The following is a 26575-nucleotide window of genomic DNA, read 5'->3' as shown; positions in this document are numbered from 1 at the left end:
TGATGAAGAAGAAAGTCCTTGTCGTCGGTGGTGCCGGCTATATCGGTTCGCACACGTGCCTTCTCCTCTCTGAAAGAGGGTATGAACCCGTCGTTTTTGACAATCTCTCCAACGGGCATGAGGAATTCGTCCGCTGGGGGCCTTTCGAACAGGGCGATATTCGCGACCGGGCGCGGCTGGACGAAGTCTTCGCCAAACACCGGCCGGAGGCGGTTCTGCATTTCGCGGCACTGATCGAGGTCGGTGAATCGGTCAAGCAGCCCGTGGCTTTCTATGACAACAACGTCATCGGCTCGCTCAACCTGCTTTCGTCCGCCATCGATGCCGGTGTCAATGCCTTCGTATTCTCCTCCACCTGCGCCACCTATGGTCTGCCGGAACAGGTCCCGATCGACGAAACGCACCGGCAGGCGCCGATCAACCCCTATGGCCGCACCAAATGGGTGGTCGAGCAGGCGCTGAAGGATTACAGCGCCTATAAGGGGCTACGCTCGGTAATGCTGCGCTACTTCAATGCCGCAGGAGCTGATTTCGAAGGCCGCATCGGCGAATGGCACAAACCGGAAACCCATGCGATCCCGCTGGCCATCGAGGCCGCACTCGGCCGGCGTCAGGGTTTCAAGGTATTTGGCACGGATTACGACACGCGCGATGGAACCTGCGTGCGCGACTACATCCACATTCTCGATCTCGCCGACGCCCATGTGCGTGCAGTGGATTATCTGCTGGCGGGCGGAGAAACCGTGGAACTCAACCTCGGCACCGGCACGGGCACAACGGTCAAAGAATTGCTGGCAGCGATTTCGGAAGTCTCCGGTCGGCCCTTCCCCGTCGAATATACCGGGCGTCGGGATGGCGATTCGACAACACTGGTGGCAAATAACGAAAAGGCGAAAGAGGTTCTGGGCTGGGAACCGCGCTATTCTCTTTCCGATATCATCAAATCCGCCTGGGCATGGCATTCGTCGCGGAACGCGGGTGAATAAACCAGTCAGTTGATAAAAAGACACCGGCCGACGGCCGGTGTCTCCCGCGGGACGGCGGATGGCGCCTGTTCCCGCTCCTGCCTCCCAGGTATGGGATTTACGGCTTTGTCGCCGAAGTGGTGGTGCTGTCGGGTGCCGCCGGGGTTGCCGCGTTCTGCTCGCTGGTCTTCTGCTCCAGCGTCTTGAATTCCGGCGCTGCCTTCAGCGTTTCCGCGGTTTCGGTCGTCGTCAGGCGAATGGTGCCGTCCTGCGCGTTGCGCGTCATCGTCACCTTGTCCATGGGAACGGCCACGTCCTTGGCGCCGATACCCAGGAAGCCGCCAACACCGATCACCGCTGCAACCAGACCGCCGTCCTGTTCCATGATGAGGTTCGTCACATTGCCGATGCTCTCATCGGCCGCTGTGTAGACAGACTTGCCGATATAGTCATTGGCGCTGATTTGCGTTTCGCCCTGCTCCGTCAGATAGGCTCCGCCGGTAGTCGTGGCTGCGCTGTCATTGGCCGAGGGTGCTGCAGGAGCCATGGGCGTCGCTGGCGGCGTCGCCGGTTCAGTCTGTGCGCTGGGATTTGCCGGCGCGGGCTGCGTCGTGCCCTGAGCGATGGCAAGCGGCGCGAAAGCCGTCGTGCCCATGAGGGCGGCGGTGACGAGGATCGTAAGTTTCTTTGCCATTTCGTACCTTCCTTTCATCGTTCTCAACTGGCCGGCGGAAACATTTTTCCGCTCTTCGACCGGTTCTACTGGCAAACGGCATGGTTGTCCAAATAGTTCCGATTTTTTCAATCACGGCTTTGGGAGATGTCGTGAACCACAACAACCAAAGGTAAGAAATCAGCCATTGCCAATGGGGTATGGCGCGGTATTATCCATGTCGTAACAAAGGGATAAATGCCGGAGTTTTTATATGCCTCGACCCGGCAACAGACTGAAGAACATGATCTCGGCTTTGCGTCGGCGTAGCGCGAATTTTTTCCCGACCGCCTCCATCGGCACCTATCTGGTGGTGATGGCGACCGTCATCACTTTGCCGCTGATCCTTTTCGTCGGCTACTTGATGCTCCGCCTGGAAGCGGAAAAACGCGACGACCTGCAGCGGGAGACGATCGAGGATGTACGGGTCGTCAGCCGCAACATCGATCGCCGTCTGCAGGAAATCGCCACCTCGCTTAATCTGCTGTCGCAATTTCCCGAACTCGAAAGCGGCAATCTCGCCGCCTTTCAGGGACGCGTAGCAGACAGCCTGAAAAGGGAGGGTCTTTATGCCATTCTTGCCACCAAGGATGGCCAGCAGCATCTCAACACCCGTGTGCCCTTCGGCAAGCCTCTCGGCAAGGTGCCGGTCGAGGCCGATCTCGCCAAAGCGATAGAATCCCGCCGTATAACGGTATCGAACATTTTTTTCGGCTCAACCAGCAAGGAATGGGTGTTCAACGTTACCATGCCGCTCGATCCGGAACTCGGGTCTGCCGGAGACGCCCTCATCCTGACGCAGAACGCCAGTGACCTGAGCCGGCTCATCTCCACCGAGAACCTGCCGCGAAACTGGGCGGTCGCTATCATCGACGGCACCAATCGTGTCGTTGTATCCACCGCTCCTGACGAGGCGGCGATTGGCAAACCGTTCGTCACCCCGGACATACTCTCCGAAATGCAGGCCTTCAGCGGCAATTTTTTCGACGGCAAGGGCAATCTTTACGCCTATGCGCAATTGCCGGGCTGGCAGTGGAAAACCGTCATGTGGGGGCCGCTTGCCGCAAGTCAGGCTGCGCTGGTCGATACCTGGCGGCAGATGATGATCGGCAGCCTGGTACTCGTTTTGATTGCTATAGGCGGCGCCTATCTGGTGGGGCGGCAATTGCGCAGCTCGATCCGCGACCTGACCCTCATGGCCGAGCGCATTGGTGAAGGTGAGATCGTCGCGCCGGTGGATACCAAGATAAAAGAGGCCAATCAGGTGGCCATCGCGCTTTCAAACGCCTCCTTCGACAGAAGCCAGTCAGAAGAAAGGCTGCAATTGCTGCTGCATGAGCTGGTGCACCGCTCCAAGAACATTCTCACGCTTGTTCAGGCGATGATACGGCAACTGGGCCGCGAGAATAAAAGCATTCCGGAATTCCAGAAAGAGGTGGACCATCGCCTGCGCGGCCTCGGCATGTCGATCCGGGCCTTGGCGGAAGTTCAGTGGCAGGGCTTGCCAATCCGGAAACTGATCGAGACCCACCTCGATGTTTTTGGCACGGTGGCAGAGCGTTTTGTTCTGGCGGGAGACGATTTCATGCTCTCGCCCGAGGCCGCGCAGAATTTTGGCCTCGTCGTGCATGAGCTTACCACAAATTCCATAAAATACGGCGCTTTGTCCGCGCCCTCAGGCAAAATTACTGTCCGTTGGGAACCGGTTGAAAAAGACGGGCGGCAGATGCTTCATCTTGTATGGACCGAAACGGGTGGCCCCCCGGCGCAGGAGCCCAGCCGCAAGGGTTTCGGGACTACGGTCATCAAGAGGCATGCGGAAGGCGCTTTCGGAGGGAATGTGACAACGGAATATCGTGAAAGCGGTTTCGAATGGGCGCTGGAGGCGCCGATGCGTTACTTCACGCCCAAACGATCCGATCAGGCGGGCTCCCTCTAACTAATCGGACCCGCAAGAGTGACGATAATTCGTGAGCCGCAAAAAATATACATTTTGCTGGAACCGAATCTCGCCAGGTGTGTTTTTAATGCAGGCCAAGCAATTCCCCCGTCCCCGCCTGAAGCTTGGCCCAGTATAAACGGGTTTCGCCCCTGAAAACCCGTCATTGAAATAGCACGGCTCTCTCTGAGCCGTGCTTTTTTAATGTCTTCTGTAGTGAAAGGCGGCCGAGACGTCCGTCCGGCCGCGTGCGTCGCTTACATATCTGCGACGTCGCCCGAGGGGAATTTCAGCCGATAAACAATGCGCTCCGGAGTAAGCTCATATTCTGCACTTCCTCCCAGGGCGGAGGGAACCACCTTTTCCAGCACGACGCTGCCAAAACTGCCGCGCCTTGCCTCCACGGGTTCCTTCGACGGCGTCATCGGCTCGTTCCATTCGACTATATAGAACTCCCCCTCCTGCCGGCATTGCAGGGATATTGGCGGGTGATAGGCGAGATTGCCGCTGTGGCTGACAGTGTTGACAACAAGTTCGTGAAAGGCGAGCCCGATATAGAGCGCGCCGTTCGGATTGAGCAGCAGGTTCTCGCCCTCCATATGGATGAGGTTCGGATATTCAGGCACATAGAGATCGAATTGCTGGCGCAGCAGCTCGAATATACGTGCCCCCCGCCAATCGGAATCGGTGATGAGATCCTGGCTTTGGGCAAGCGCATGCAGGCGCCCCCGGAATTTGCGCAGGAAATCATCCTTGGTGAGACTGAAACGGGCCGTCTGGCCCGCAAGGCTCTGGATGATCGCCAGCAAATTCTTGGAACGGTGACTGACTTCGCGCAGCAACGAACGCAGAAGCTGCTCGCGCCGCCGTTCCGCCGTCACTTCCCGGATGGTGGTTTTCATCACCATCTGGTTCATCTGATTCAAAGTTGAGTGCACGTGGAACTGGAAGACTCGATCATTGCCCGCGCCCACTTCCAGCATGCCGCGACTGCCAGCCGCGCCCATGTCTTTCTTGAGCTCGGCCAACCGCCCGGACAAATCCTTTCCGAACAGATTTTCATCAGTTGGAGGGGATTCAGCCGGCAGCTTCCAGACATCCGGAAGATTGGCCACGAATATGTAGTCACGGTTCCGGTCCTGGAGCATGACTGTCTCACCCGAATCGAGCAAGGCAAGGACGAGCGAATCGTGAAGTTCGCTTTCGTCCCTCTCCGCGTTATGCCACGCCAGCCGATGCAAATTCATCTCCTTGCAGAAAGTCGCGGGGCAGCCCCACGACCGTAACCGCCAACGCCCGGGCACCACAGAGGTTCCCGGTCAGCGTGCGGTTTCGGCAAAATCTCACGCCGCGACGCGCGAGCTTTCGTTGAAAAACAGGGCCTGGCTGATGAGCGCTTTCACCATGTCCGGGTTGAAGGGCTTCGTTACGAGGAATGTCGGCTCGGGACGTTCACCCGTCAAAAGACGCTCCGGGAAAGCAGTGATGAAGATTACCGGGAGGGTGGTCATCTGAAGGATGTCCTTCATCGCATCGAGGCCGGAGCTGCCGTCGGCGAGCTGGATGTCGGCCAGGATCATCTTCGGCTGTGTACGATGGAAGAGATCGAGCGCTTCCGTGTGCGTGCGGGCGATGCCCGTCACACGATGGCCGAGATCGGTGACCATCTGTTCGATATCCATGGCGATCAGCGGTTCATCCTCGATGATCATGATATCGGTCGCCACCTGCCGGGCGATTTCAGACGCTGCCTCGTCGATGAGCTTACCGACCTGGTCTTCGGATACCCGCAGAACCTCAGCCGTCTCCGACGGCGAGAACTCCTCGACGGTTGTCAGGAGGAAAGCCTGGCGGGCAAGTGGCGGCACGGCGGACAAATTGGCGGAAGCGCGTTTTTCCCATCCAGACAGGTTTTCGTCGACCTTAATATTGATCGTGACGGAACTAAAGATCGATACGAACAATTGATAGAGCGAAACACGATCGCTGCTTGTCTGCGGAAAGATGCTGATATCGGCGATCAGCGCTTCGAGTGTAGCCGCAACATAGGCATCGCCCGTTGATTGTGAGCCGCAAACGGCACGCGCGAACCTGCGCAGATATGGCAGGTGCGGTGCGATGCGTGTAGAAACTGACATGGAATTCTCCCCTTTCATGCGGTCTGCAACGCAAACCCAAGATAGCAACGTGCACATCGCAAAAAAAGTTCCGAACCACCGGAACTATTTTTTTCGCCGTGCATTCTTTGCCATGACAAAAAAGGAATACCGGACGTTATGAGCATATTTCAATCGGACCAAGATCAGCCGGATAATCCGGCCGCCCCCCAGGTCCCGCACTCAGGGCGGGCGGTGATTTCCCGTAAGCTCAGGGAGCTTTATGATGCCGTTCAGGACGAAGGCATCCCTGACAAATTCCTCGACCTTCTCGAAAAACTCGATGAAGCGGAAAGCAGAGCCAAAATCAAGGCTTTGGAGGAATGATGGCGAAAGAGCCGGAGCAGACAGAATACAACTTCAAGCGCGAGATGCTGGCAGCACTGCCCAACCTTCGCGCCTTCGCAATTTCGCTGATCCGTTCGAGGGACCGGGCCGACGACCTCGTGCAGGACACGATCATGAAAGCCTGGGCGAAACAGGACAGTTATCAACCCGGCACCAATATGCGCGCCTGGCTGGTAACGATACTGCGCAACGAGTTTTATAGCCAGATCCGCAAATCCGGTCGCGAGGTGCAGGACACGGATGGTGTCTATACGTCCCGCATGTCGGTCCCGCCGGAACAGCATGGCTCGGTGGACCTTCAGGATTTCCGCGCAGCGCTCGCGAAATTGCCCGACGACCAGCGTGAAGCCATACTGCTGATCGGCGCTTCCGGCTTCGCCTATGAAGAGGCGGCGGAAATCTGCGGATGCCCTGTGGGCACGATCAAGAGCCGCGTCAGCCGTGCAAGGTTGCGACTGCAGGAACTGCTGGGCATCGAGAATGAAAACGAGTTCGGTCCCGACGCGCAGATGACAGCCGTCACCGCCGCTGCAACGGCGCGCTGAGAGGACTGGACGCAGAAGGTAACGAACGGGCAGACGCGAGTCTGCCCGTTTTTTCGTCTTCTTTTTAGATGCCGGTTTCCTTGACGGACTGCATGACCACAAAGGTCGACGTGTTAGCGACAGAGGGCAGGCTCGAGATTTTTTCGCCCAATACTCTTCTGTATTTGCGTATGTCGCTGGTGCGGACCTTCAGGAGATAATCGAAGGCGCCGGCGATCATGTGGCATTCTTCTACTTCCTTGATCTTGCGTACCGCAGTGTTGAACTCCTCCAGTGCCTTTTCCCGTGTGTCGGACAGCTTGACCTCGGCAAAGGCGATATGGTCGACGCCGAGTTTCTGCGGATTGAGCATGGCGCGGAAGCCGAGAATATAGCCCTCATCCACCAGTCGCTTCAGCCGCGTCTGGCAGGGTGTCTTGGAAAGACCTACCTTTTTCGACAGCTGCAGCACGGACATGCGCCCATCCTCGCTGAGCGCCTCGAGAATCTTGAGGTCGAAGTCATCCAAACCGTCTGTTTTCTGACTATTTGCCATTCATTTTCACGCCAAATTGGGACAATAAAAGTTCGTATTGCCTGTTTTATGCTAAAAATAAGGCCATAGCAATTTTCGTGGCAATGATATTGTGAGCGTAAGGATGACGAGCGGCGGGCTGAGGACACGCTGCCGCCGGCAGTCTGTCTTCAACAGCGTTTTCAGGATTTTCAGAATGGCCGATGGTGCAAGCAACGCCGGTGTAACGACGAGTGGTATTTTCCAGAATTTTGCGCCGCCGGTGCGTGAGCAGACCCTGCTGCGCAAGGCGATCACTGCCGCCTATCGCCGTACCGAAGAAGAATGCATGGCGCCGTTGATCGAGGCGGCGACGGTGACGGCAGAACAGGCGAAAGCCATTCGCGAGACCGCTCGCAAACTGATCGAAGCATTGCGCGCCAAGACCAAGGGCACCGGCGTCGAAGGGCTGGTTCAGGAATATTCGCTCTCCAGCCACGAGGGTGTTGCCTTGATGTGCCTCGCCGAGGCCCTGCTGCGCATCCCCGACACTGCCACCCGCGATGCGCTGATCCGCGACAAGATCGCTCGCGGCGACTGGAAATCCCATATTGGCGGCGGCCGCTCGCTCTTCGTCAATGCCGCTACCTGGGGTCTCGTCATCACTGGCAAGCTTACCTCGACGGTGAACGATAGCGGCCTTTCGGCGGCGCTGACCAAGTTGATCGCCCGGGCTGGCGAACCCGTCATCCGCCGCGGCGTCGATATGGCGATGCGCATGATGGGCGAGCAGTTTGTGACCGGCGAGACGATTGGGGAAGCGATCAAGCGTTCCAAGCCGCTGGAAGAACAGGGCTTTCAGTACTCCTACGACATGCTGGGCGAAGCCGCGACCACCGCAAAGGATGCGGAGCGTTATTACAAGGATTATGAAAACGCCATCCACGCCATCGGCAAGGCCTCTGCCGGGCGCGGTATCTATGGCGGTCCGGGCATTTCCATCAAGCTTTCAGCGCTGCACCCACGTTATGCGCGCGCGCAGGCCGAACGCGTCATGGCAGAGCTTCTGCCCCGCGTGAGATCACTGATGCTGCTTAGCAAAAAATACGATATCGGCCTGAATATCGACGCTGAAGAAGCGGACCGGCTGGAATTGTCGCTTGATCTTCTGGAAGAACTGGCGCTGGACAAGGACCTTGCCGGATGGAACGGCCTCGGTTTCGTGGTGCAGGCCTATGGCCGCCGCTGCCCCTTCGTTCTGGATTACATTATCGACCTTGCCCGCCGTTCGAACCGCCGCATCATGGTGCGTCTTGTCAAGGGCGCCTACTGGGACGCCGAAATCAAGCGCGCGCAGGTGGAGGGGCTGGAAGACTTCCCGGTCTTTACCCGCAAGGTGCACACCGATGTCTCCTACATTGCCTGCGCCCGCAAGCTGCTCGCCGCGCGCGATGTGATATTCCCGCAATTTGCGACCCATAATGCGCAGTCCATGGCGACGATCTATCATCTTGCCGGTCCAGACTTCAAACTTGGCGACTACGAGTTCCAGTGCCTGCATGGCATGGGCGAACCGCTTTACAGCGAGGTCGTCGGCAAGAGGAAGCTCGACCGGCCGTGCCGCTTCTACGCCCCGGTCGGCACCCATGAAACGTTGCTGGCCTACCTCGTCCGCCGCTTGCTGGAGAACGGTGCCAACTCCTCTTTCGTCAACCGCATTGCCGACCCCGCGGTGCCGGTGGATTCCCTGCTGGAAGACCCGGCCGCCGTCGTCAAGGCCCATAACGTTCCCGGCGCACGTCACGACCGCATCGCCGCCCCTGCCGACCTGTTCGGGCCGCAACGTAAAAATTCCGCCGGCCTCGATCTCTCCAGCGAAACGACACTCGCTGCTCTCGACAAGGTCCTGAAGGCCGGGGCATCGGCCGAGTGGAAAGCGGCCGCGCCGCAAGCGGGCGGCGCAACGCGGCCGGTTCTCAACCCGGGCGACCACAATGATATCGTCGGATACGTCACCGAACCGACGGAAGCTGATGTGGAAGCGGCCATGCAGCGCGCGGCATCCTCGAACTGGCCGTCCACCCCCGTGGAAGAGCGCGCCGCCTGCCTGGAGCGCGCCGCCGACGCCATGCAGGCCGAAATGCCCGATCTGCTCGGCCTTGTCATGCGCGAGGCGGGAAAATCCATGCCGAACGCCATTGCCGAGGTGCGCGAGGCCATCGACTTCCTGCGTTATTACGCAGCGGAAGCGCGCAGGAATTTCGCGGCCGGCGAAAAGCCGCTCGGCCCGGTCGTCTGCATCAGCCCATGGAACTTCCCGCTCGCCATCTTCATCGGTCAGGTGACGGCGGCGCTGGTGGCCGGTAATCCGGTTCTGGCAAAGCCTGCTGAAGAGACCCCGCTCATCGCCGCCCAGGGCGTGCGCCTGTTGCATGAGGCCGGCGTTCCGCAAGACGCTGTGCAGCTTCTGCCGGGCGACGGCAAGACGGGTGCAGCACTCGTGGGTTCGCCGCTGACGGCAGGCGTCATGTTCACCGGCTCCACGGAAGTGGCGCGGCTCATTCAGGGGCAGCTTGCCGGCCGGGTTCTGGCGAATGGCCAGCCGGTACCGCTGATTGCCGAAACCGGCGGCCAGAACGCCATGATCGTCGATTCCTCGGCTCTTGCCGAACAGGTCGTCGCCGACGTCATCGCATCCGCCTTCGACAGCGCCGGCCAGCGCTGCTCGGCGCTGCGCATTCTCTGCCTGCAGGAAGATGTTGCGGACCGCACACTGACCATGCTGAAAGGCGCGCTGCATGAGCTGCGCATCGGCCGCACCGATCGACTCTCGGTTGATGTCGGCCCGGTCATCACCGCCGAGGCCAAGGGAACCATCGAAAAACACATCGAGGACATGCGTTCGCTCGGTCACCGCATCGAGCAGATCACACTTGCGGGCGAAACCGGCAAGGGCACGTTCGTGCCGCCGACCATCATCGAGATGAAGTCCCTTGCGGATCTGAAACGCGAAGTTTTCGGTCCGGTGCTGCATGTCATCCGCTTCAAGCGCGACAATCTCGACCGGCTGATCGATGAGATCAACGCCACCGGTTACGGCCTGACCTTCGGTCTGCACACACGTCTCGATGATACCATCCAGCACGTGCTCTCCCGTGTCGCGGCCGGCAATCTTTATGTGAACCGCAACATCATCGGCGCAGTCGTCGGCGTACAGCCGTTTGGCGGACGCGGTCTTTCCGGCACGGGCCCCAAGGCGGGCGGCCCGCTCTATCTCGGGCGCATGACGCAAAAGGCACCGAAGATCGACCGCATCGCCAGCCAGCAGGATCAGGCCGCCGTCGATCTCGCCCGCTGGCTTGACGAAAACGGCGAGACGGTCGCGGCGGAAGCCGCAAGGCAGGCCGCGGCGCTTTCCGGCCTTGGCTTCGAGACCGAACTGGCAGGCCCTGTCGGTGAGAGAAATGTCTATGCGCTGCATCCGCGCGGAAAGGTTTTGCTGGTCCCGGCAACCGAACAGGGGCTTTACCGCCAGCTCGCGGCAGCGCTTGCGGCCGGAAATGCGGTTGTCATTGACAACGCGTCGGGGCTTGAAAAGTCGATCTATGGCTTGCCGGCAACCGTCACCTCGCGCATCGTCTGGGCGGATGACTGGGCAAAGTCAGGCCCCTTTGCCGGTGCGCTGGTTGAAGGCGATGCGGAGCGTGTGGTTGAGATCAACAGGAAAATCTCGGCTCTTTCCGGTCCGCTGGTTCTCGTTCAGGCCGCTACCACGGAAGCGCTTTCCGGAGAAAGCCAGCCCTATACGCTGGACTGGCTGGTGGAAGAGGTCTCCGTCAGCGTCAACACCACCGCCGCTGGCGGCAATGCCAGCCTGATGAGCATTGGCTAAAACATGGGGCGGCAGGGTCGTCTTGGCCCTGCCGCGACACCCATTATTACCCTGTAACCTCTCCCCGGCCGAAGAGCTGGTTCAGAACCTGCTCTTCCAGTCTCGCAAACTCCGCCGTGCCATGGCGGCGCGGACGCGGCAGCTTCACATCGAGGTCGAGTGCGATGCGGCCCTCATCGATGACGACGATGCGATCGGCGAGCGCCACGGCCTCGGAAACATCATGCGTGACGAGCACGGCGGTGAATTTCTGCTTGCGCCAGATGCGCTCCAGCAAAAGCTGCATTTCGATGCGGGTGAGCGCGTCGAGCGCGCCGAGCGGCTCATCCAGCGCCAGGATCTGCGGATGGGCGACAAGCGCCCGCGCCAGCGCAACACGCTGCTTCTGTCCGCCGGAAAGCACATAGGGCCATTCCCCTGCCCGGTCTTTCAGTCCCACCTCTTCAAGAATGGCAAGCGCCTGTTCCTGCGCCGCCTCGCCCCTGGCGATGCCGGTCAATCCCACTGAAACGTTATTCGCGATACGCTCCCACGGCAGAAGACGCGGCTCCTGAAACATCATGCGGGTGCGGCTTGACGCATCCTTAGAGACGGTTCCGGTCGTCGGGGTGTCGAGGCCGGCCAGAATACGCAAAAGCGTACTCTTGCCACAGCCGCTTTTGCCGATAATGGCCAGAAACTCGCCTTCCCGCACATCGAGATCAATGCCACGCAGAACCGGCTTGTCGCCGAAGCTCTTCGTGACGTTGCGGAAGCTGAAGGCAACCTTAGCTTCGGTCGATTTCGGGCCGGGTTCGATCTTTGCCTCCGCTCCTGGCGGCGGGGATGGCTGGGCATCAGGGCGTCTCAACGTCGTCACATTACCGGTCGACATGGGTTACCTCAGACTTTCTTGAAGGCTGGATGCCATTGCAGGAAGATGCTTTCGAGGAAGCGGGCAAAACTGTCCGCCAGCTTGCCGAGAAGCGCATAGATAAGGATCGACAGCACGACGACGTCGATCAGCAGGAACTCGCGCGCCTGCATGGCCATGTAGCCAAGGCCCGACGAGGAGGAAATGGTTTCCGCCACGATCAGTGTCAGCCACATGATGCCGAGCGCATAACGCAGGCCGGTGAAAATCGAGGGCAGCGCGCCGGGCAGGATCACCCGCCGGAACAGCGTGAAGGGCGACATGCCGTAGGTACGGCCCATTTCCACCAGTTGCGGATCGACGCCCTGGATGCCGAGCAGCGTGTTGATGTAGATCGGGAAAAATACGCCGAGCGCGACCAGAAAGAGCTTCGCTTCCTCATCGATGCCGAACCACAGGATGACGAGCGGAATGAGCGCCAGATGCGGAATGTTGCGGATCATCTGCAGCGTTGTATCGGTGAAACTGCGGGAGAACTTCGACAGACCGTTCGCCAGCCCGAAGATGAAGCCGATGGAGCCGCCGATGGCGAAACCGGCGAGTGCACGGGCGGAACTGACACCGATATTGGCGAGGAGTTCCCCCGAGAGCAGAAGCCGCCAGAAGGCTTCGGCGACTGCGGAGGGGGCGGGCAGCACATTGGCGGAAATCACCCCCGCGCGCGCCGCCACCTCCCATCCTGCAAGGATGAGTGCGGGAAGCAGCCAGCCGATGATGCCGCCGAACTCGATGCGCTTACTGCTGCTCACGGCATGTCCCTCCGGCTCAGTTGGTGGCGCCCGACCAGACGGCATCCTTGATGCTGATCTGTTTCGGGATCAGGCCGAGACGATAAAAGCGATCCGCCGTTTCCTGCTGGCTGGCGATGATCTTGTCATCGATCTTGGTAATGCCGAATTCCGAACGGTTCGCGGCAAGCGTCTGTGCCTCCAGCGGCACGCCCGTCACCTCATGCAGCGCCGCAGCGACCTTGTCGCGATTGGCGGCGGACCACTTCGCAGCCTCACCGAGCGCATCGATCGTCGTGTTGATGGTATCGCCATGCGATTTGGCGTAGTCGCGATTGGCGAGGAAATAGGTGCTGACATCAAGCACATCGCTGGTGCGGGCCAGCGTCACCGGCTTGTATCGGGTTTCGGCAATCGCATAGAAAGGATCCCAGACGGCCCAGGCGTCGATCTTGTCGCTGGCGAAGGCTGCCGCGGCATCGGCAGGACTGAGATAGGTCACCTCGATATCGCTGAATTTCAGGCCATTCTTTTCCAGAGCCGCGACGAGCAGGTTATGTGCACTGGTGCCTTTGCCGACGCCAACCTTCTTGCCCTTCAGATCGGCAACCGACTTGATGCCGCTTTCGGGTTTGGTGAAGATCGCCTCGCCCTTACCGTTCGAGGGAAGCGCCGCCACATAAACGATGGCCGAACCCGCTGCCTGGCCGAAGATCGGCGGTGCATCACCTGTCCAGCCGACATTGATGGAGCCGACATTCAGGGCTTCCACCAGCGGCGGGCCTGCGGTGAATTCGACCCATGAAACCTTCACGCCCTTGGCTTCGAGCGCCTTTTCGATGACGCCCTGCTGGCGGGCGATAACAGGCAGGCCGGTTTTCTGATAACCGATCTTCAACTCTTCCGCCGCCCCTGCCTGCAGCGGCAGGACGGAGAATGCGGCGGCGGCAAAAAGGCTGGCGGAAAGCGCGCGTCGGGTGATGGCTGGCATTTCATCTCCTTATCACCAGCCCCTCTGGCCGGATCACGATATGGAGCAATGCTATGGTTTTCCATTAAAACGATAGAGAGACGATAATTCAATATCGGCAATGTTGCGGGAATAAAATTTCGCGCAACCACATGTTTTCCGCAAATCATCGCGGAGGCCCTTGTCAGACCCATCGAACAGAAATGCCGGCGCGGAGGAAGCCGCACCGGCATGATGGATCAATTTCTCTTCCGACAACGCGATCGAAAAGTCGATTACTCGATATCGAAGGAAACCCCCTGCGCCAGCGGTAGCGCCTTGGAGTAGTTGATCGTGTTGGTGGCGCGGCGCATATACGCCTTCCACGCATCCGAACCGGATTCACGGCCGCCGCCAGTTTCCTTCTCACCGCCGAAGGCACCGCCGATTTCCGCACCCGACGTGCCGATATTGACGTTGGCGATACCGCAATCGGAGCCTTCCGACGACAGGAAACGTTCCGATTCCTGTATGTCGCGGGTGAAAATGGACGACGAAAGACCGGCGGCAACGGCGTTGTGCGCTTCAATCGCCTGATCGAGATCGCTGTACTTCATGACGTACAGGATCGGGGCGAAAGTCTCTTCCAGAACGGGGCCAACCTGCTTCGGCATTTCGACCAGCGCCGGTTTCACATAATAGGCATCTGCCGCACCCGTATCCACGCGCCCGCCCCCATTCACCACGCCGCCGGCCGCCTTGGCCGCTTCGAGCGCTTTCTGCATGGCCTCGAATGCCGCCTTGTCGACCAGCGGGCCTACGAGTGCGGAGGTTTCCAGCGGGTTGCCGACGGAGACGGAAGAATAGGCCTTTTTCAGGCGTGGCACGAGCTCGTCATACACGCTTTCATGCACGAAAAGGCGGCGAAGCGTGGTGCAGCGCTGGCCGGCCGTGCCCATCGCACCGAAGGCGATGGCGCGCAATGCCATGTCGAGATCGGCAGAGGGGCAGACGATGCCTGCATTGTTGCCACCGAGTTCAAGAATGGCACGGGCGAAGCGTTTCGCCAGACGCGGCCCGACATCACGGCCCATGCGGGTGGAGCCGGTGGCCGAAACCAGCGGCACCTTGGGATTATCCACCAATGCCTCGCCGACCGCGCGGTCGCCGATCAGCAGTTGGGACAGACCTTCCGGCGCATCGCCGAAGCGGGCGGCAGCGCGTTCGAAAATGCCCTGCACGGCAAGCGCCGTCAGCGGCGTCTTTTCGGACGGCTTCCAGACAACCGCGTTACCACAGACGAGGGCAAGTGCGGCATTCCACGACCAGACGGCGACCGGGAAGTTGAAGGCGGAGATGACGCCGACGACGCCGAGCGGATGCCAGGTTTCCATCATCCGGTGGCCGGGGCGTTCGGTGGCGATGGTGAGGCCATAAAGCTGGCGGGAAAGACCGACCGCGAAATCGCAGATATCGATCATTTCCTGCACTTCGCCCAGACCTTCTGACGGGATTTTGCCCGCTTCCAGCGACACGAGACGGCCGAGATCGGCCTTGAAAGCGCGCAGTTCTTCACCAAGCAGCCGGATCAGCTCACCACGGCGCGGCGCGGGAACATTACGCCACGCCTTGAAGGCAGCCTCCGCCCTGTCGATCACGGCCGCTACGCCCTCGACCGACACGGTCTTCAGACTTGCAATTCGCTCGCCTGTCACCGGGCTGAAAGAGGCCATGTCGCCACCAGTGTAGAGATCGCGGGCAACGCCCATCCTCTCGAGCAGGGCGGCGGCTTCCTGTTTCACGTCAAGCTTCGTCATCGCATCCATGTCCATCGTCCTTTTGGTTGAAAGGGGAGGAAAGGCCGTTTGATACGGCGCTTAAACTCCCGTCACTCATCTTTCCCCGAATTTTTCATTCGTTGTTTGAAACTGGGACCGGCCACGCGGAAAACGCCGTTCCATTCTTTCCCGTAATCATATATGACCATAACAACCCGTTTCCAATGACAAACGCGGGTAAGTTGATGCGAGAATGGAATGGATCCGCGCAGAAGACTGGTTCCTGATATCGTTACCCTGCAAGCGTTCGAATGCGCGGCACGGCATGGCAATTTTACGCGCGCTGCCGAAGAACTCAACCTCACGCAAAGCGCGGTTAGCCGACAGATCGGCGAGCTGGAAGCGCAGACGGGCATGCAGCTTTTCGAGCGCATCCGCAGACGGGTGGTACTTTCGGAAGCAGGGCGCAAATTCCTGCCCGACGTACGGCGCCTGTTGCAGCAATCCGAACAGTTGATGGTGCGGGCGGTTTCGGCGGGCACCTCGCATGCATCGCTCTCCGTCGCGACGCTGCCGACATTCGGTAGCCGCTGGCTGATGCCGCGCCTGTCCCGCTTCATCGATGCCAATCCTGACATGACGATTACGATTGGCTCACGCTCGCATCCGTTCGATTTCGATGAGGAGGGCTTCGATCTCGCCATTCATTATGGGCAGCCGGTCTGGGCGCATGGCACCTGCACCTTCTTATGCAATGAGGTGATCGTGCCGGTTGCCAGCCCTTCCCTGCTTCGCCGCGCCGGCGTGAACCGGGTGCAGGATCTGGCCGGACAGCCGCTGCTGCATGTCACGACCCGGCCGAAGCTCTGGACGGAATGGCTGGAAATGAACGGTGTGACGGCTGACAATGCTTATCAGGGTAGCCGTTTCGACCAGTTTTCGATGATCATCGAAGCCGCCGCGAGCGGCATCGGCTTTGCCCTCCTGCCGAGATATCTCATCGAGGCGGAACTTGCCTCCGGCCGCCTCGAAATCGTTTTTGACATCCCCCTGCAGACCGACAAGAGCTACTACGTAGCCCTGCCGGAAGGACGGCGGGACAATGCGCTTGCCCGCGCCTTTCAGGCCTGGCTGCTCGATCAGGTCGGCAAGCCGGTTTAATCCGCACCAGTTCGGTTCACATCGGCGATCAGAGGCGATTGCGGAAAAACGGGTTCCAGCGCACGGTGCCGAGCCTGACCTTTTCGCGGATCATCGTCAGCAGTCCCGAGCCAGCGATGACGGCAAGACCGAGTACCGCGATGGCATCGGGATATTCGTGAAAGAAGGTCATACCGATCGCCACCGCCCAGAGGATCTGCGAATAGTGCGAGGGCGCGATCTGGCTTGCCGGCGCAATGCGGGTGGCAACCAGAAGCGTGATCTGTCCCGTGGCCGTGCAAAGGCCGATGAAGGCGAAGGCCAGCAACTGGTGCAGGTTGGGCATGACGAATTCGGGAATGGAAGCGATGCCGTTGAAAGTCAGGCCGTAAATCAACAGCACACCCATGATCGAGGTGCGCTTTTCCTTGCCCGCCAGCGAGCGCAACAGGACGATGGTCATGGCGGCAAGGAATGCCACGCCGATGGCGGCGATATGCCCGAGTTCCAGCGTCTTGAAGCCCGGCCGCACGACGAGGATGACGCCGACGATGCCGGCCAGAACCGCCGCCCAGCGCCAGGGGCCGATATTCTCCTTCAACACCACGGCGGAAAGCACGGTGACGAAGAGCGGTGACAGGAAGATCAGCGCATAGGCTTCCGCCAGCGGAATGGTGGTGAAGGCATAAATACCGAAAATACCCGCGAACAGGCCGGAAATGGCGCGACCGTGCACCGCGAACGGCCGGCTCATGCGCCAGAACTCACGCCACCTTTCCTCGCGCGGTTTGCTGAAGAAGATGAAGATGCCGGAGAACAGGATGCTGAAAAAGCCGATTTCGAAAACGCTGATCTGCGATCCAAGCGACTTGATGGTGGCATCGCCCATGGAAAAGGTCGCGTAGGCGAACAGACCGAGCAGAAAACCCTTTTGCATTTAAACGTCCCCGAAAATCGACCGCAACGCAAAGCTTCTCCCAGCCGCGTGGAACGCGGCCTGGACGCCCCCACTCCGGGGGACAGACAGTCTGGCAGATTTTGATCCTCTCCCTACGGCTAGACCCGGCTACCTATGAGTGCAAGCCGGAAAAATCGTAAAATGGTCCGATTGAACGCGACCAGTGCAAATGGCTGCAAGGTGCGGCAAATTTGTCCCGTCCGCCATCACATCCCCGTCATGGAAAGACGTTAGCCGGTGTTGATCGCGGCGCTTGGCGACGGGCATGAAGGCGGCTAAATATTATCCTGCGATTTTCACCCGATGATTTCCCCGGCTGATATTGCTGCGTTACCATGGCCTCGCTAACCGAAAGGAAAAAGAATGCGGATTGTGATGATCGGTTCGGGTTATGTCGGCCTTGTGTCCGGCGCGTGTTTTGCAGATTTCGGCCATGACGTGGTTTGCGTCGACAAGATGCCGGAAAAGATCGAAGCCTTGAAAAATGGCCATATCCCGATCTTCGAGCCGGGTCTGGAGACCATCGTCGCCAACAATGCCAAAGCCGGGCGGTTGAGCTTCACCACCGATCTCTCCGCCGCCGTTGCCAAGGCCGACGTGGTCTTCATCGCGGTCGGCACGCCTTCACGGCGCGGGGACGGCCATGCCGATCTCGGTTATGTCTATGCGGCGGCAAAGGAAATTGGCCATGCGCTGGATGGTTTTACCGTAATCGTCACCAAATCCACCGTTCCCGTCGGCACCGGCGACGAAGTGGAACGAATTATCCATGAGGAAAACCCCTCGGCCGATTTCGCCGTGGTTTCCAACCCGGAATTTCTGCGCGAAGGTGCGGCGATAGAGGATTTCAAGCGGCCGGACCGTATCGTCGTCGGCCTGTCGGATGAACGTGCCCGGCCGGTCATGACCGAGGTTTACCGCCCGCTTTATCTCAACCAGTCGCCGCTGCTCTTCACCACCAGACGTGCTTCCGAACTCATCAAATACGCCGCCAACGCCTTTCTGGCGATGAAGATCACCTTCATCAACGAAATGGCCGATCTGTGCGAAAAGGTTGGCGCCAATGTGCAGGATGTCTCGCGCGGTATTGGCCTCGATGGCCGTATCGGCCCGAAATTCCTGCATGCCGGCCCTGGTTATGGCGGCTCCTGTTTTCCGAAGGATACGCTGGCGCTCGCCAAGACCGCGCAGGATTATGACGCGCCGGTGCGGCTGATCGAGACCACCATCGCCATCAACGACAACCGCAAGCGCGCCATGGGCCGCAAGGTCATCAACGCCGTGGGTGGTGACGTGCGCGGCAAGAAGATCGCCGTGCTCGGCCTCACCTTCAAGCCGAATACCGACGACATGCGCGACAGCCCGGCGATCGCCATCATCCAGACCCTGCAGGACGGGGGCGCGAAGGTGGTGGGTTACGATCCGGAAGGCATGGCGAATGCCCGCCATCTGATCGAGGACATCGATTACGCAACCGGGCCTTATGAGGCTGCGGAAGGCGCTGACGCGGTGGTCATCGTGACGGAGTGGAACCAGTTCCGCGCCCTCGACCTGCCGCGCCTCAAGGCGATCATGAAAAGCCCGGTGCTGGTGGATTTACGCAATATTTACCGCACCGACGAAGTCGCCGCCCATGGCTTCATCTATGCCGCCGTCGGTCGCCCGCAGGAAGGCGGTTCTGATAACGACGCTTGAAGGCGTCGCCATCGCAGTTTCATCAAAAGGTTTTCTGCGTTTCGGTTTAACCGCAGACGCACCAATGGATTCGGGAAATCATCATGCGTTATCTGGTCACCGGCACAGCAGGCTTTATCGGCTTTTACGTCGCCAAGCGTCTGCTCGATGCTGGTCATTTCGTCACCGGCTTCGACGGCATGACGAAATATTACGATGTCAGCCTCAAGGAAAAGCGTCACGCCATTCTTTCCCGCTCCAACGGCTTCCGGGCGGAGATCGGCATGCTCGAGGATACGGATGCGCTGAAGCGCGCGGCCGACGCCTCCGAGCCTGAAATCATCATTCATCTCGCCGCCCAGGCGGGTGTGCGTTACAGCCTTGAAAATCCCCGCGCCTATGTCGATTCCAATCTCCTTGGCTCGTTCAACATGCTGGAGCTTGCCAGAAGCCTTGATGTCAAGCACCTGATGCTGGCATCGACCTCCTCCATCTACGGCGCCAATGAGAAAATCCCGTTTGCGGAAAGCGACAAGGCCGATGAGCCGATGACGCTTTACGCCGCCACCAAGAAGTCGATGGAACTGATGGCGCACAGTTATGCCCATCTGCACAAACTGCCCACCACCGCCTTTCGTTTCTTTACAGTCTACGGTCCTTGGGGGCGGCCGGACATGGCGCCGATCAAATTCGTCGACGCCATCTCGAACGGCCGCCCGATCGATATCTACGGTCAAGGCAGAATGAGCCGCGACTTCACCTATATCGACGACCTGGTGGAGGGCATCGTCCGACTGAGCGCGGTCATCCCTTCCGAGGAAAACCGCGTCACACAAGAAGGCGTCACCGACACGCTCTCCCACCATGCACCATTCCGCGTGGTCAATATTGGCGGCGGCCAGCCGGTGGAACTGATGCATTTCGTCGAGACGGTCGAAAAAGCGGTTGGGAAACCGGCGGTCCGCAACATGCTGCCGATGCAGCAGGGTGACGTTCCCCGCACTTTCGCCTCGCCCGATCTTTTGAGAGCCCTTACCGGCTACGTGCCGCAGACGTCGGTCGAAGAGGGCATCAAGGCCCTCGTCGCCTGGTATCGGCAGATGCAATCCTCCTCGCTGCAGGAATAACTACAGCGTTGCCAGCAGGCGATTTGAGATGGTGCCGCCGGACGCGCTCTGCATGGCGATCTTGGTTTCCACTGCCTCTATGATCGTGTCGCTGAAATCCATATCCGTGAGGTCGCGGATATTGGAAAGCCCGCCCGGTGAAAACACGTTCACCTCCAGTATCTTGTCACCGACGATATCAAGTCCGACAAGGAACATGCCGTCCTCCACCAGCTTCGGCCGCACCATTTCGGCAAGCGCCACGATGTCGTCTGTCACCTTCACGGCCTCCGCCGTACCGCGGGCGTGGATGTTGGAACGCAGATCGCCTTTTGCAGGCACACGGCGAAGGGCGGCATATTTGCCGTCGCGCATCAGCGGCCGGCCATTCATCATGAAGAAGCGGATATCGCCGTCCTTAGCAGCCGGCAGATAGGCCTGCGCGATCAGATAACCCTCGAGGCTGACGGCTTCGAAAATCTGGTTGAGATTGGTTTCCTTGCTGGAGCCGATCTTGAAGACGTTCTTGCCGCCGGAGCCCTGCAGCGGCTTGACGATGACGCCTTTTGGATGGGCATCGGCGAAGGCTCGGATTTCATCCACATTGCGCGAAATAATCGTGGTCGGCCGGACGATTTCGGGAAAGCTCTGGAAATAGAGCTTGTTCTGCGCCAGCGCCAGACCTTCGGGATCGTTCAGTACGACGACACCGCGCTGTTCGGCGAGCCGACCGAACAGGATGCCGGCATGGACCGCCCAGGGCCGTGTGGTCTGGTCGAGCGAGGGATCGTTGCGCAGCATCAGAGCATCGACCTCCTCGACATCCATGGTCCGCCGTTCCAGCGTCTTGTCCTGAAGAGCAGCATGAAACGCTTCGGATTTCTTGTATTTCGCCTTCGGCAGCACCGTGGCATGGATCGTCAGGCTGTCATCCGAACGCAGGGTAAAGTCACCCGGCGTCAGATAGATAACCTCATGGCCGCGATTGAGCGCCGCCATGGCCAGCAGGCCGGTTGCAAAATTCGGCCCCTCGGTTTCAATCGAATTGACGAAAAATGCGATACGCATGAAGCCCCTCCTATAATGTCGCGAGTTCGGCAATGGATATTCCCGCCCGGATTTTTTCCAGACGCTCGTTGGCCCTGGCCGGCAGCAGGAATGCGGGCCTGACGCCTGGCGGGCGCAAAAGGCCGCGCAGGGCAAGCTCCTGCATGACCGGGAAATGCTGGGCGGCTATCTTGCCCATCCAGAACGGATCGAGCGCACCGCCCTTGCGCAGATGGTCCAGCACCTCGGCCAGCCCGCGCAGATAGATCGCGTCCTTCGAGAGGCCGCCGCCGCGATAGATGCGCAACGTCATGTTGAAGGCGCCAGCCTCATCAAAACCATGGTCGCGGGTCATGAGCCGGAACGTCTCCACAAAGCTGGCGCCATCCAGCATGGCGGCACAGCCGACGACGCGGGCCGCAATCAGCCGCAGGCGCTCGCGCGTCATTCCGCCAGCCAGATGCTCCGCGAGCACCGCCAGCCCTTCCTGCACGCCCTCATAGCCGGAGAGGCCGGTACGAAAGAGCCTGAGCCCCTGAAACGACCCATTGAAATAGGTGAGGAGATGCACGCCGATCTCATGCGACAGGAGCGCTTCGACACGGCGCTGTTCCATAACGGTGTGCCGGGAAATAAGAAGTTTCTCGCCCGTCACCATCAGACCCGGCGGCAGGTCGTCGCGGATTTCTACCCGTGCCTTGAAGCCCGGCTCCTCGGCCAAGTAGGACTCGACCATCTCGCGCGACTTCCGTGCGACGGCGTAACAATCTACCATCGCGATTTCGCCGCCCTCCTCCCGGCGGGGACAATCCTCCAGCACCCGCAGCGCCAGCGTCAGCAGCGCAGGTTCGACGGCGCCATAGAGGGCGCGGGAAAAATCCGTGAAAGTGCGCCGGTGCAGATTGGCCAGCATCGTCAGTTGCAGATCGATCTCCTGCTGTTTCTCCCGATAGAGATGGTAAAGCACCGGATCTTCCAGATGATCGAAAACCACCGAATAGAGCTTTCGCTTCTGCTCCTCGACATCGACGCCCAACGGCCGGTAGAGAAGACGCGGCGCGAACTGGAAGCTGCCGTCCCGAAATTCCTCGAAGGCCCGGCGGGCATTGATTGGCGTGACGGAGAGAAGGAAATCGAAGGACGATACGATATCGTCGATGGACCTGTCTGCGCGCCTGACCGCATCGACGAAGGCCTTGCGGCCGAGCGCCCTGTGGCTGGTCACCTTGAGCGCGTCCATCCCTGCAGAGAATGACGAGAAGGCTTGCAGGCCCGCGTCGAAAAGATCGGCGATCATCGTCTCGCGCAGGCCCGGATAATCGGCACCGGATTCCGGCTGTCTATAGATCGGCGCGAAACGGACACTGATACAGGGAAAGTCCAGTCCTGCATTCTGAAACCGGAGGATCGGGTCGCCTTCCGGCTCGGGCCGGGTGATGCGCGGTGTACGAAACCGTACCTCGGCGTCACACACAGCCTTGATGAATACCCGACGGGCCTTTTGTGTTTCCGGTTCGGCTGTTGCCGAAACGGAGACCTCATAATGCGGTAAGAAGGGTGAATCGTCGGCAAGCAGGATGTCGTGCTCCAACTCACCGATATCGAGCACGATGAAGGCGCCGAAACGCTCCCGCATGGCCGTACCCACGGCCTCGATCAACGGCGCGGCCTCCTGAACGGTCGAAGCAATGAGATAGGAAGCGTGAGCGGCGGCAATGTCGCGCGCGGCAAGATCTTTCGTGCCGCCGGTCAGATGCAGGCACAGGAAAGGTAGTGGCCGGTCGATATGAAGCCGGCCGTCTTTGCCGATATCGCGACGTATTGCCTTGCCTGCCTGGAGGCAGGATGTCACGTCATCCACCAGCTCGGCAGTGGGAGAAGGGACATCACGGGCGGCAGAAACATTCATCGCCGCGACCTCAGACATTCCTCGACAACGGGCTGAAGTGCCGTGATCATGTCCCGTATTTCCGACACTACGCGCCTGTCCGGCTTTCCTGTCCATTCGTCCATAAAGAATTTCTTGAACTCGATGGCGATGGCACAGCCGTTTTCCGCGAAACGCTCGTGAATGAAACGGGTCTGTTCCCCCTTGCCCTGAAACGCCACGTTCTCGCGGACATCAAGACGGCGTCCGGCAATGGTCGCTGACGCGAAATGATGACCGACGGCGCTGACGATATCGTTCCAGCGGCTGCGGTCCATGGAAAAGGTGCCGATATTGATATCGGGTGCTTCCGCAGGCGTGGTCGGCGGCGCAGCCGGACCCTGCCGGCGATGGTTGTAGGTGTGCACGTCTAGCACGACAAAAGCGCCGTGCCGCCGTTCGAGCGCGGCCAGCGTATTTTCCAGCATCGCGTAATAATCCGCGTGGAAATCCAGAGATTGCCGGACCGCTGCCGGCGCAGGCTCCTGTTTCCATACCTCAAGCCCCCAGGATTGTTCCGGCTTCAGATAGATGGCTTGATCGGCGGCGCGGTTGAGGTCGATTTCGAAACGTGAGTGGTGCACAATGACGCGGTTGGTCAATCCCGCAATCATGTCGCCGGTGAACGGATCTTCCTCTCTCAGGCGTTGTTCGCCCGAAAGGGCCATCAGCCCGGCTATATCTGGCCGTATGCGGTGACCGTCATGGATGGCCGTGCCGATAACCGGCGAATTGCCAAACCCGATCGTCCAGAAGCCCGTATTTTCATCCTTGCCGTCGCTGTGTCTGGCTACCATGCTGCCTCCCCTGCATCAGGGGTAAAACAGCACAAGCGGCCCGTTTGTTCCGGCAAAAATTGCGCGCGATTTATTGGGCCGCAGCACGCATGCGCCGTCAAAAAACTGCGGAACCATACCGGAAAGCTCACGTTGTTCTGGCAGGAGGGCCGCCGTGTCAAACGGACATGATGGCGCTGAAGAACATCGGGGTTTTTCCGTTTTCTCCCGGTGGCCAACGAAACGGCAGTCGAGCTTCTTACCCATCCGGCGTCCCTCCGTTCCCGATTCCACACACTAGGAGCCGCGACATGGAAAAAACCGAAACGCGCAAACTTGCGGAAGAATATCTGCGGCTCGGCGGCACGCGTCAGGTGATGATCGACGACAACAAGACATTTGTGCGCCAATGGGAGCACGAACCAGCTGCAGCCGAGACATTCTGGCAGACGCACATCGAACCGCTCGAAGCGGAACGCCGCAAGGACGTGGAATTTTTCCTCCCCTCCGTGAATTCGGACAAGGAAGATTGAACCCAAAGGAGACAGATATGACTGCTATTAACGCCGCAAAAATCCTTATCCTGGCAACTGACGGCTATGAACGCTCGGAGCTCAGGGTGCCCTACGATCAGCTCAAGGCCAAAGGCGCGGATGTAAAGATCGCCTCTATCAAGGAAGGAGAGATCAAAAGCTGGGATGAAAAGGACTGGGGCGACAGTATTGCCGTCGATCTCCTCGCGAAAAGCGTTCGCCCGGATGATTTCGATGCGCTGGTGCTTCCCGGCGGCCAGATCAATCCGGACGTGCTGCGCCATGACGAAGACGCCATGCGGGTGGTCCGCGACTTTCTGAAATCCGGCAAGGTGGTAGCGGCCATCTGCCACGCGCCCTGGCTTCTGGTCGAAGCCGACGCCCTTCGCGGCCGTGACGCCACATCCTATTGGTCGATCAAGACCGACCTGAAAAACGCCGGCGCCAACTGGAAGGATGAAAAGGTGGTTACCGACAAGGGGATCATAACCTCCCGCAGCCCCGATGACCTTGATGCCTTTGTGGCCAAGATCGTCGAAGAGGTGGAGGAAGGTCGCCACGAGCGCCGTGCCGCCTGATAAGCTCCGCATTCCTTTGTGCCGCCGGCTTCCGGCGGCACTTTTTTTGGGAGGAAGTCATGAAAAGCAGATTGCTGGCGAGCGCCGCCGAACGTACCTTCATTCTCGTGATCGAGCCGGAAGAAGAGGCATTCGACGCAATCCGCCGCTTTGCGCGGACCGAAAACATCAACGCGGCGTCGGTGACGGCGATCGGTGCCTTCTCCACCGCGACGCTTGCGTTTTTCGACCTTTTATCGCGAGAATACAAAGAAATACCCGTGACGGAACAGAGCGAGGTCCTGAGCCTGCTCGGCGATATTACCCTTGACGAAAACGATACGCCGAACCCGCACCTGCATGTCGTTCTGGGCTTTGACGATGGCTCGACCAAGGGCGGGCACTTTCTGAAAGGCGTGGTACGACCGACACTGGAGGTGGTTATCCGCGAAACACCCGCAGAACTGCGACGCAGCTATATCAGTGAGTTCGGCATAGCCCTCATCGACCCCGCGAAATAATCCCGCGGAACCGGAAAAACGCCATTGCGTTATCTCTTCACACGGGGGATGGCATGGCGGCGACAATCGATCGGGACGGTGAAGGCGACGACGAGGTCAGACAGTTTCTGACAGGTCTGGCGCGAGGAACGGCGGGCGCATTGCTGTTTGCCCTGCCCATGCTGATGACCATGGAGATGTGGTTTCTGGGCCTTTACATCAGCCCATGGCGGCTCCTGCTGCTTTGCGTCCTCAACCTGCCGCTGCTTCTACTTCTCGCCCGTCGGATCGGGTTCGAGAATATTCACTCCTGGAGCCAGGCGGCGCGAGACGCAATAACCGCCTATGGGCTGGGCGTCGCGGTGAGCGCGGCCGCACTTCTGCTGTTCGGTGTCCTCAACGACCAGATCACCGCCTCCAACATCGTCACAAAGGTTGCGTTACAATCCGTTCCCGCGAGCATAGGCGCCCTGCTTGGCCGCAGCCAGCTTGGACAGCATTCCGATGAGCAGGATGAAGAGAAAGGCGAATATTCGGGCGAGACCGGATATCTGCACGAGCTTTTCATGATGGTGGTGGGTGCGCTCTTTCTGAATCTCAACGTCGCGCCGACGGAAGAAATGATCCTCATCGCCTATAAGGTGACCCCCTATCACATTCTCGCCCTGTGCCTGCTGTCGATCGCCATCATGCATGGTTTCGTCTACGCGCTTCATTTCAAGGGCTCGCATCGGCTACACGAGGGACAGAAATGGTGGCAATCCTTCATCCGCTTCACCCTGCCGGGCTACGTCATCGCCATCGGCATCAGCATCTACACGCTCTGGACTTTCGAACGCCTCGACCACACCTCCCTGTCGCAGATATTGAATGCCGCCGTCATTCTCGGCGTTCCCGCCTCGATCGGCGCCGCCTCGGCCCGGCTGATCCTGTGAGGAC

General features: G+C 59.5%; 25 protein-coding genes. 12 read left to right on the top strand and 13 right to left on the bottom strand.

Features of this window, described 5'->3' with window-relative positions; genetic code table 11:
- Positions 1-2: 2 nt before the first annotated feature.
- Positions 3-986 carry a UDP-glucose 4-epimerase GalE gene (gene galE, locus K7A42_RS09635; protein ID WP_004437978.1) on the top strand — a complete coding sequence of 328 codons (984 nt, stop codon included), beginning with the start codon at positions 3-5 and terminating at the stop codon, positions 984-986.
- Positions 987-1083: 97 nt separating this feature from the next.
- Here the strand turns inward: galE and K7A42_RS09630 are convergent, their stop codons facing one another.
- Positions 1084-1659, bottom strand: coding sequence for a PRC-barrel domain-containing protein (locus K7A42_RS09630; protein ID WP_004437975.1), 576 nt, complete (start codon positions 1657-1659; stop codon positions 1084-1086).
- 232 nt (positions 1660-1891) lie between these two features.
- Between K7A42_RS09630 and K7A42_RS09625 the strand changes: the two genes are divergently transcribed.
- Positions 1892-3616 (top strand): sensor histidine kinase, encoded by a 1725-nt coding sequence (locus tag K7A42_RS09625; RefSeq protein ID WP_112556670.1) that lies wholly within the window; start codon positions 1892-1894, stop codon positions 3614-3616.
- Positions 3617-3873: 257 nt separating this feature from the next.
- Here the strand turns inward: K7A42_RS09625 and K7A42_RS09620 are convergent, their stop codons facing one another.
- Positions 3874-4863, bottom strand: coding sequence for a sensor histidine kinase (locus tag K7A42_RS09620; RefSeq protein WP_034500236.1), 990 nt, complete (start codon positions 4861-4863; stop codon positions 3874-3876).
- Between the two features lie 96 nt (positions 4864-4959).
- Complete coding sequence (locus K7A42_RS09615) at positions 4960-5754, bottom strand: response regulator (RefSeq protein ID WP_112556672.1); 795 nt, start codon at positions 5752-5754, stop codon at positions 4960-4962.
- Positions 5755-5892: 138 nt separating this feature from the next.
- Between K7A42_RS09615 and K7A42_RS09610 the strand changes: the two genes are divergently transcribed.
- A complete protein-coding gene (locus tag K7A42_RS09610; RefSeq protein WP_004437962.1) occupies positions 5893-6099 on the top strand; it encodes a NepR family anti-sigma factor in 207 nt (68 codons plus the stop codon).
- Positions 6099-6665: a sigma-70 family RNA polymerase sigma factor gene (locus tag K7A42_RS09605; RefSeq protein WP_004437960.1), complete on the top strand. Its 567-nt coding sequence runs from the start codon at positions 6099-6101 to the stop codon at positions 6663-6665. Before K7A42_RS09610 ends, K7A42_RS09605 begins: the two co-directional genes overlap by 1 nt.
- 64 nt (positions 6666-6729) lie before the next feature.
- Here K7A42_RS09605 and K7A42_RS09600 read toward each other — a convergent pair whose 3' ends face one another.
- Positions 6730-7200, bottom strand: a complete 471-nt coding sequence (locus tag K7A42_RS09600) for an Lrp/AsnC family transcriptional regulator (RefSeq protein WP_004437958.1) — start codon at positions 7198-7200, stop codon at positions 6730-6732.
- 175 nt (positions 7201-7375) lie between these two features.
- Between K7A42_RS09600 and putA the strand changes: the two genes are divergently transcribed.
- Entirely contained in the window at positions 7376-11050 is a 3675-nt protein-coding gene (gene putA / locus K7A42_RS09595; protein ID WP_112556674.1) for a trifunctional transcriptional regulator/proline dehydrogenase/L-glutamate gamma-semialdehyde dehydrogenase, read from the top strand.
- A 46-nt stretch (positions 11051-11096) separates the two neighbouring features.
- On the opposite strand, the gene K7A42_RS09590 is transcribed toward putA, so the two are convergent.
- The 4 genes from K7A42_RS09590 to K7A42_RS09575 all read right to left on the bottom strand — a co-directional run bounded on the left by K7A42_RS09590 (position 11097) and on the right by K7A42_RS09575 (position 15466).
- Positions 11097-11924 carry an ABC transporter ATP-binding protein gene (locus K7A42_RS09590; RefSeq protein WP_112556676.1) on the bottom strand — a complete coding sequence of 276 codons (828 nt, stop codon included), beginning with the start codon at positions 11922-11924 and terminating at the stop codon, positions 11097-11099.
- 8 nt (positions 11925-11932) lie between these two features.
- Positions 11933-12712, bottom strand: coding sequence for an ABC transporter permease subunit (locus K7A42_RS09585; protein ID WP_004437949.1), 780 nt, complete (start codon positions 12710-12712; stop codon positions 11933-11935).
- A gap of 16 nt (positions 12713-12728) precedes the next feature.
- The gene (locus K7A42_RS09580) at positions 12729-13682 is read right to left on the bottom strand and encodes an aliphatic sulfonate ABC transporter substrate-binding protein (RefSeq protein ID WP_282455077.1); all 954 of its coding nucleotides are present in this window, start codon (positions 13680-13682) and stop codon (positions 12729-12731) included.
- Between the two features lie 254 nt (positions 13683-13936).
- Entirely contained in the window at positions 13937-15466 is a 1530-nt protein-coding gene (locus K7A42_RS09575; RefSeq protein ID WP_220367380.1) for an aldehyde dehydrogenase family protein, read from the bottom strand.
- 210 nt (positions 15467-15676) lie between these two features.
- Here K7A42_RS09575 and K7A42_RS09570 point away from each other — a divergent pair, with 210 nt between their 5' ends.
- The gene (locus tag K7A42_RS09570) at positions 15677-16579 is read left to right on the top strand and encodes a LysR family transcriptional regulator (RefSeq protein WP_112556680.1); all 903 of its coding nucleotides are present in this window, start codon (positions 15677-15679) and stop codon (positions 16577-16579) included.
- A 28-nt stretch (positions 16580-16607) separates the two neighbouring features.
- Here the strand turns inward: K7A42_RS09570 and K7A42_RS09565 are convergent, their stop codons facing one another.
- On the bottom strand, positions 16608-17495 hold the full coding sequence (locus tag K7A42_RS09565) for a DMT family transporter (protein WP_112556682.1): 888 nt from the start codon (positions 17493-17495) through the stop codon (positions 16608-16610).
- Between the two features lie 384 nt (positions 17496-17879).
- Between K7A42_RS09565 and K7A42_RS09560 the strand changes: the two genes are divergently transcribed.
- On the top strand, positions 17880-19211 hold the full coding sequence (locus K7A42_RS09560) for a UDP-glucose dehydrogenase family protein (RefSeq protein ID WP_112556684.1): 1332 nt from the start codon (positions 17880-17882) through the stop codon (positions 19209-19211).
- A gap of 83 nt (positions 19212-19294) precedes the next feature.
- Complete coding sequence (locus K7A42_RS09555; protein ID WP_112556686.1) at positions 19295-20317, top strand: NAD-dependent epimerase; 1023 nt, start codon at positions 19295-19297, stop codon at positions 20315-20317.
- On the opposite strand, the gene K7A42_RS09550 is transcribed toward K7A42_RS09555, so the two are convergent.
- The 4 genes from K7A42_RS09550 to K7A42_RS09535 are packed head-to-tail and all read right to left on the bottom strand — an operon-like array spanning position 20318 to position 24313.
- Positions 20318-21364 carry a glutathione synthase gene (locus tag K7A42_RS09550; RefSeq protein ID WP_004437928.1) on the bottom strand — a complete coding sequence of 349 codons (1047 nt, stop codon included), beginning with the start codon at positions 21362-21364 and terminating at the stop codon, positions 20318-20320.
- Between the two features lie 10 nt (positions 21365-21374).
- Positions 21375-23252: a flavohemoglobin expression-modulating QEGLA motif protein gene (locus K7A42_RS09545; protein ID WP_072495045.1), complete on the bottom strand. Its 1878-nt coding sequence runs from the start codon at positions 23250-23252 to the stop codon at positions 21375-21377.
- Complete coding sequence (locus K7A42_RS09540; protein WP_022563483.1) at positions 23249-24067, bottom strand: N-formylglutamate amidohydrolase; 819 nt, start codon at positions 24065-24067, stop codon at positions 23249-23251. The genes K7A42_RS09545 and K7A42_RS09540 overlap by 4 nt, the downstream gene beginning before the upstream one ends.
- A 15-nt stretch (positions 24068-24082) precedes the next feature.
- A complete protein-coding gene (locus K7A42_RS09535) occupies positions 24083-24313 on the bottom strand; it encodes a hypothetical protein (protein WP_004437918.1) in 231 nt (76 codons plus the stop codon).
- Positions 24314-24357: 44 nt separating this feature from the next.
- Between K7A42_RS09535 and K7A42_RS09530 the strand changes: the two genes are divergently transcribed.
- Genes K7A42_RS09530 through K7A42_RS09515 form a run of 4 tightly spaced genes read left to right on the top strand, consistent with a single transcriptional unit; the run spans position 24358 to position 26571 of the window.
- Positions 24358-24579, top strand: a complete 222-nt coding sequence (locus K7A42_RS09530) for a hypothetical protein (protein ID WP_006698052.1) — start codon at positions 24358-24360, stop codon at positions 24577-24579.
- Between the two features lie 17 nt (positions 24580-24596).
- The gene (locus K7A42_RS09525) at positions 24597-25157 is read left to right on the top strand and encodes a DJ-1/PfpI/YhbO family deglycase/protease (protein WP_004437914.1); all 561 of its coding nucleotides are present in this window, start codon (positions 24597-24599) and stop codon (positions 25155-25157) included.
- 59 nt (positions 25158-25216) lie between these two features.
- A complete protein-coding gene (locus K7A42_RS09520) occupies positions 25217-25657 on the top strand; it encodes a PPC domain-containing DNA-binding protein (RefSeq protein WP_112556688.1) in 441 nt (146 codons plus the stop codon).
- A 53-nt stretch (positions 25658-25710) separates the two neighbouring features.
- Positions 25711-26571 carry a TIGR02587 family membrane protein gene (locus tag K7A42_RS09515; protein ID WP_004437909.1) on the top strand — a complete coding sequence of 287 codons (861 nt, stop codon included), beginning with the start codon at positions 25711-25713 and terminating at the stop codon, positions 26569-26571.
- Positions 26572-26575: the final 4 nt, after the last annotated feature.

It is taken from the genome of Agrobacterium sp. InxBP2, assembly GCF_026191755.1.
GTDB classification, from domain to species: domain Bacteria; phylum Pseudomonadota; class Alphaproteobacteria; order Rhizobiales; family Rhizobiaceae; genus Agrobacterium; species Agrobacterium pusense.
The sequence above is the reverse complement of the archived record's forward strand: the minus strand, read 5'-3'. Positions and strand labels throughout refer to the sequence as shown.